Annotated in this window: 8 protein-coding genes; all 8 read right to left on the bottom strand. The window is 62.2% G+C overall.

Annotated features, from left to right (window positions below):
- Positions 1–277: hypothetical protein (locus G510_RS18400; protein WP_157560673.1), on the bottom strand; the 277-nt coding region annotated here is incomplete at its 3' end.
- Between the two features lie 177 nt (positions 278–454).
- Entirely contained in the window at positions 455–610 is a 156-nt protein-coding gene (locus G510_RS18395) for a hypothetical protein (RefSeq protein ID WP_157560671.1), read from the bottom strand.
- A gap of 101 nt (positions 611–711) precedes the next feature.
- The gene (locus G510_RS0113040) at positions 712–1,038 is read right to left on the bottom strand and encodes a hypothetical protein (RefSeq protein ID WP_029153968.1); all 327 of its coding nucleotides are present in this window, start codon (positions 1,036–1,038) and stop codon (positions 712–714) included.
- 265 nt (positions 1,039–1,303) lie between these two features.
- Positions 1,304–1,591 (bottom strand): hypothetical protein, encoded by a 288-nt coding sequence (locus G510_RS16970; protein WP_084644389.1) that lies wholly within the window; start codon positions 1,589–1,591, stop codon positions 1,304–1,306.
- Between the two features lie 804 nt (positions 1,592–2,395).
- Positions 2,396–2,710 (bottom strand): hypothetical protein, encoded by a 315-nt coding sequence (locus G510_RS0113030; RefSeq protein ID WP_029153967.1) that lies wholly within the window; start codon positions 2,708–2,710, stop codon positions 2,396–2,398.
- Between the two features lie 48 nt (positions 2,711–2,758).
- On the bottom strand, positions 2,759–3,004 hold the full coding sequence (locus G510_RS0113025) for a hypothetical protein (RefSeq protein WP_029153966.1): 246 nt from the start codon (positions 3,002–3,004) through the stop codon (positions 2,759–2,761).
- 127 nt (positions 3,005–3,131) lie between these two features.
- The gene (locus G510_RS0113020) at positions 3,132–3,536 is read right to left on the bottom strand and encodes a hypothetical protein (protein ID WP_029153965.1); all 405 of its coding nucleotides are present in this window, start codon (positions 3,534–3,536) and stop codon (positions 3,132–3,134) included.
- 185 nt (positions 3,537–3,721) lie between these two features.
- Complete coding sequence (locus G510_RS17675) at positions 3,722–4,069, bottom strand: hypothetical protein (RefSeq protein WP_157560669.1); 348 nt, start codon at positions 4,067–4,069, stop codon at positions 3,722–3,724.
- Positions 4,070–4,194: the final 125 nt, after the last annotated feature.

Genomic DNA, 4,194 nt, shown 5'->3' with positions numbered 1-4,194 from the left:
GAACCGACCCGCCGACGTCTACGCCGGCCACGCGCACCCCACCATCCCCAACTTCGAAATCGAAGAAATCCTGCCAACTACTTGACGCGGGACAGAATCCTGCGCGTTTGGCTTGTGCGATTGCGTTGGTGAGGGAGCGGGGGTCGGAGGCGGATCCGCTGATGGTGGTGATGCGTTTGCCGTCACGGTAGATGACGGTGTGTCCGGCGTTGGTGAGGCGTGTTGTGAAGCCCTGGGCTTTGAGCTGGTGGAGGAGCTTCTTGGTGTCTTTGTGCATGATTCCCTTACTGCTAATCGATCTGACATCATTCAGTTTAGCAAGGGGGTTTACAAAATGCAACACCTTGGGCGGAGGTAATCGCGCCGTCCTCGCGCATGCGGTCGTTAGGGCCTGATGGTCGCGGGGGAGCCCCCAGTCCGACCGTCACTGCGGCGAGCGCGGTCTTTCATCGAGTCAGCTCGAGCAGGAACCGTGAAGCGGTTTCGAGCTCGGCTGCTCGGCCTCCCCGTCGATGGGAAGCCATTCGCCCTCGGGTGAGAGGTCCGGGCGTCCGGCATCGATCCAGTGGCACACCGTTGCCCATTCGGGGCGGTCATCGCGCTCAGACATGCTGCTTCCTTTCCGGTCCTACTCACCTATGCCCTCAGTCGGGGCCTTCGCGGACGCGGCGAGCGCGATGGTGGTTCTGGTCGCGCTCGCCGCGGGTGGGGTTAGGGAGTGATGGTGAATCGGATGTCGTGGGGGCTGATGAGGTAGTCCTGGCCGGTGGTGGTGGAGCGGACGGTGAAGTCGCGCTGGCCGAGGTCTGAGGGGTTGGTGAGGGTGTTGCCGATGACGGTGGTGCCGGTGTCGGGGTCCGGGAAGGTGCAGTTGCCGGTGTGGGGGAAGGTGGGTGTGTAGAGGCCGTCGAAGCGCTCGCCACAGCATTCGCACCAGGGTCCGCCATTGAGGAGGAGGTGGGAAGAGTCGAGGGTCTCGTCTACGTGGGCGGCGAGGTGGAGTTCCTCGATGAAGTTCGGGGTATCGGTGGTGGTCATGTTGTCCTCCGGAGCTGTAATCGATCTGACAACATCCACAGTACGTCACATGCTTTACAAAATGCAACCCCATGTAATGCGGCGAGCGCGACCAATGTCTGGTCGCGCTCGCCGCGGCGTCTTGGCTCGCTACGTTGCTCGTTGTAGAGGATGACTAGAAGCCGTGCGGGGTGCAACCGCCTGCTCGCCTGGAGTTCACAGAGCGGTGAATCCTGGCGAGCTTATGTGTCGTAGAGCATTGGAGGGCACCCGGACTGGTTCGATCTCAGTCCTTGCGGTTCGCCTGTGTGGGGTCAGTGCCGAAGAGGACCATTTCGGTCGCGTCCTCGCCTGATGGTTCCGCTGTGTCCGAGGCCAGGACGACGTAGCGGCGACCGTTTGCGTGGGTCTCTGCCCAGGAGAGTGCTTCATTTGCCGACGTGCATTCGGTCAGGAGCCAGGCGTCGAGGTTCCACGCGTAGTCCGGACGAGGCTGCTCCCAGAACTCCACGCGGTACGTAGGTGCATCGATGCGGATGATGCTGCTGCTATGTTCCACAGACCGTGCTTCCATGCTCGGAGACTCTACTTCACCTGTCGGGGGACGGAAATGAAAATTCGTGCGTTTGGGGCAGCTTTGATCTTGGCTGCGGTGGGTTCATTCGGTATCGCTGCGCCTGCCGCGGGGGCCGATTCCTTGTCTGTGGAATCCAACGGTTCGGGGACCACTCAAGTCGTAGAAGGTGAGCTGACGACTCTCACCATTGAGCCGAGTAGTCCGACCAGCAATGAAGAAGCAGGGGCGACACTGGCGAGCACCATTTCGTGCACGGTGACGACGGACCATCCTCATGGGTCCACACACGTGAGCGGAACAGTCAACGTCGTTTCTAAAGTCGCGTGCACCGCGCCGGTCTCAAGGATTCGATCTGCTACTGAGTTGGCCCGTGTTGACCCATACCAAAGGTGGGTTGGTATCCCAAAGGTGAAAACGGGTGTAAAGACGCTGAAGTCGAGCGCGTCCACGTCATGCAACTATGCTCCGGCTGACTTCGCGGGAGTCGGTTTCGCAACAATCACGCCTCCTCCGGGATACGTGCTCCACGGATCCCCAAACGTCACGAAGTTCGGCGAGACCGAACGTGCCACCTGCGGAAGCAGGGCGGCAAGTGTTGCATCGGGCGAGGAAGCCGCTGAGACCATCACAGTGACCTTCGCGCCCGCAGGTCTCGCCAGCTAACCTCACCCCCATTACCAACCGAAGCACCCAAAGCCTTCCTGGCGGCTACCATGCCTCACGCAGGACCCGGAGGCCCCGGCGGCGGTGAGTGACGCAATGCGGTGAGCGTGATCGTGTCTGGTCGCGCTCGCCGCGGTGTCATGGGGTTGTGCACCACTCGGTGAAGGGGCGCGGCTGGAAGGTGTCGTTGTCGGAGGGGTCTGCGTTGTTGTTGTGGCGGGTGCCGTTGGGGGTGACCCAGGGGAGCGGGTCGCGGTCGGTGGTGTCTTCGGCGTGCCAGGTTTCGATGCGCACGTGTGTTGCGATGTCCTGGTGGCCGAGGGCCTCGAAGAGGTTGGCGATGATGTCGGCTTCTTCGATGTTGAGGTGATTGAGTACCTGGTCGCGGTTGAGTCCGGCGAAGAGGTCGGCAGCGCGAGTAGCGGCGCGGGTGAGACCGAGTGTCGTGGTCATGGTGTCCCTTTCTGGGGTGGGTGCCTCGAGGGCACCCACCGGGATGGATTAGGTCCAGCAGTCGAGGTAGAGGTCACGCTCGAGGTCGTAGATGCTCTGCTGGCGGGCGATGGACCAATGGGTGCCGTCGTCGGCGACGGCGACGGCGGTCATGCCGTCGTGGAGGATCATGCTGACGGCGGTGTCGCGGTTGAATGCTTCGTCGACGATGTCTCCGGTAGCCGGGTTGATGATGAGCGCGACGGTGTTCGGCAGCGGGGTGTGTGTCTTGGTGCGGTGGGTGAGGTGCAGCATGATTCCTTCTCCTTGTAATCGATCTGACAACAGTCACGACCCTGCATAGGGTTCACGAAATGCAAGTCGCATGCGGTGTGTGCTTGCCGGGGTGGGGGGATGCCGGAGCTCCGGCACCCCTCGCTTGCTACGGGCGGTGGTTCTGGTCGTAGCGGCGGTGCCAGCGGTGATGGTTGGCGTTGAGGCGGTCGCCGAATGAGCGGATCGAGTCGGCGATGTCGATCGTCTCCTCGCTCACGGCGTCGGCGACCTCGCTGAGGGTTAGCTCGAGCGGGAAGAATGTGTGCCCGGTCGAGAAGTACACCTCTATGACGTCTCCCTCGGTGGCGATGGCCCCGACGCCCTCACTGTTGACGATCGCGGGTGTGCCGCGGTCGACGGCGATGATCACCTGCGGAAGCGGGCCAGGGCGGAGGTGGCTCGGGTCGGCGGTCGGATATGTGCGCACATAAGCGTCGCGACCCTTAGCGAGAAGCACCTCCGAGCTGAGGACGTAGCCGATCGCTCCGGTGGGGCGTGTGGTGGCGGTCATGAGTATCTCCCTCTGCTTGATAATCGATCTGACAACATCCAGCATAACGGCACGACTTTACAAACTGCAACCCCTAGAGGAGGAAAGAATAGAAATTCTAGGATTACTAGGATTTAGGTGTCGTGAGGGCCGCGCGAGCATGACGGCACCGGGTGGTGGGCGGTCATCCCATCACCCGGTGCGGGTTACGCGTCGACGGTCGCGGGCGTGATCGTGTCGACGATGGTCTCCCAGTCCTGCGGCAGGCGGTATGTGACGCCGTCGACGTGCGCACACGCGACGGATGTTCGCCTGCCTCGGCCGTTGTAACGGTACGTGAGGATGAACTCCTGCACCTGGCGCTTGAGGCCGTAGTTCAGCGGGTGTGACAACCGGACGGTGGCGCCAGCGCCCGCACGCGCAACGCGTTCGATCTGCGCGACGCGCACCCATGACGCAGCGCGCCACTTGATAGCGTGCGCGCTCTCAGTGGGCGTGAGTGCCTCGAGGATCCGCCGCGGAGCAAGAACATTCGGGCCAACCGTTTCATCCATGTCCTTGTAGGCGAAGTTGTCCCACAATGCGGCTCATCGCAATTCAGGGTGTAGCGCGGATCTGAATCCTCCGGATTCGAGCAGCGATCGCGCGATGTAGCTGTGCAGGTTGCGGAACCCGAGCG

The sequence above is a fragment of the Microbacterium gubbeenense DSM 15944 genome, assembly GCF_000422745.1.
GTDB classification, from domain to species: domain Bacteria; phylum Actinomycetota; class Actinomycetes; order Actinomycetales; family Microbacteriaceae; genus Microbacterium; species Microbacterium gubbeenense.
Note: the sequence above shows the minus strand (reverse complement) of the source record. Positions and strands in the feature narration are given on the sequence as shown.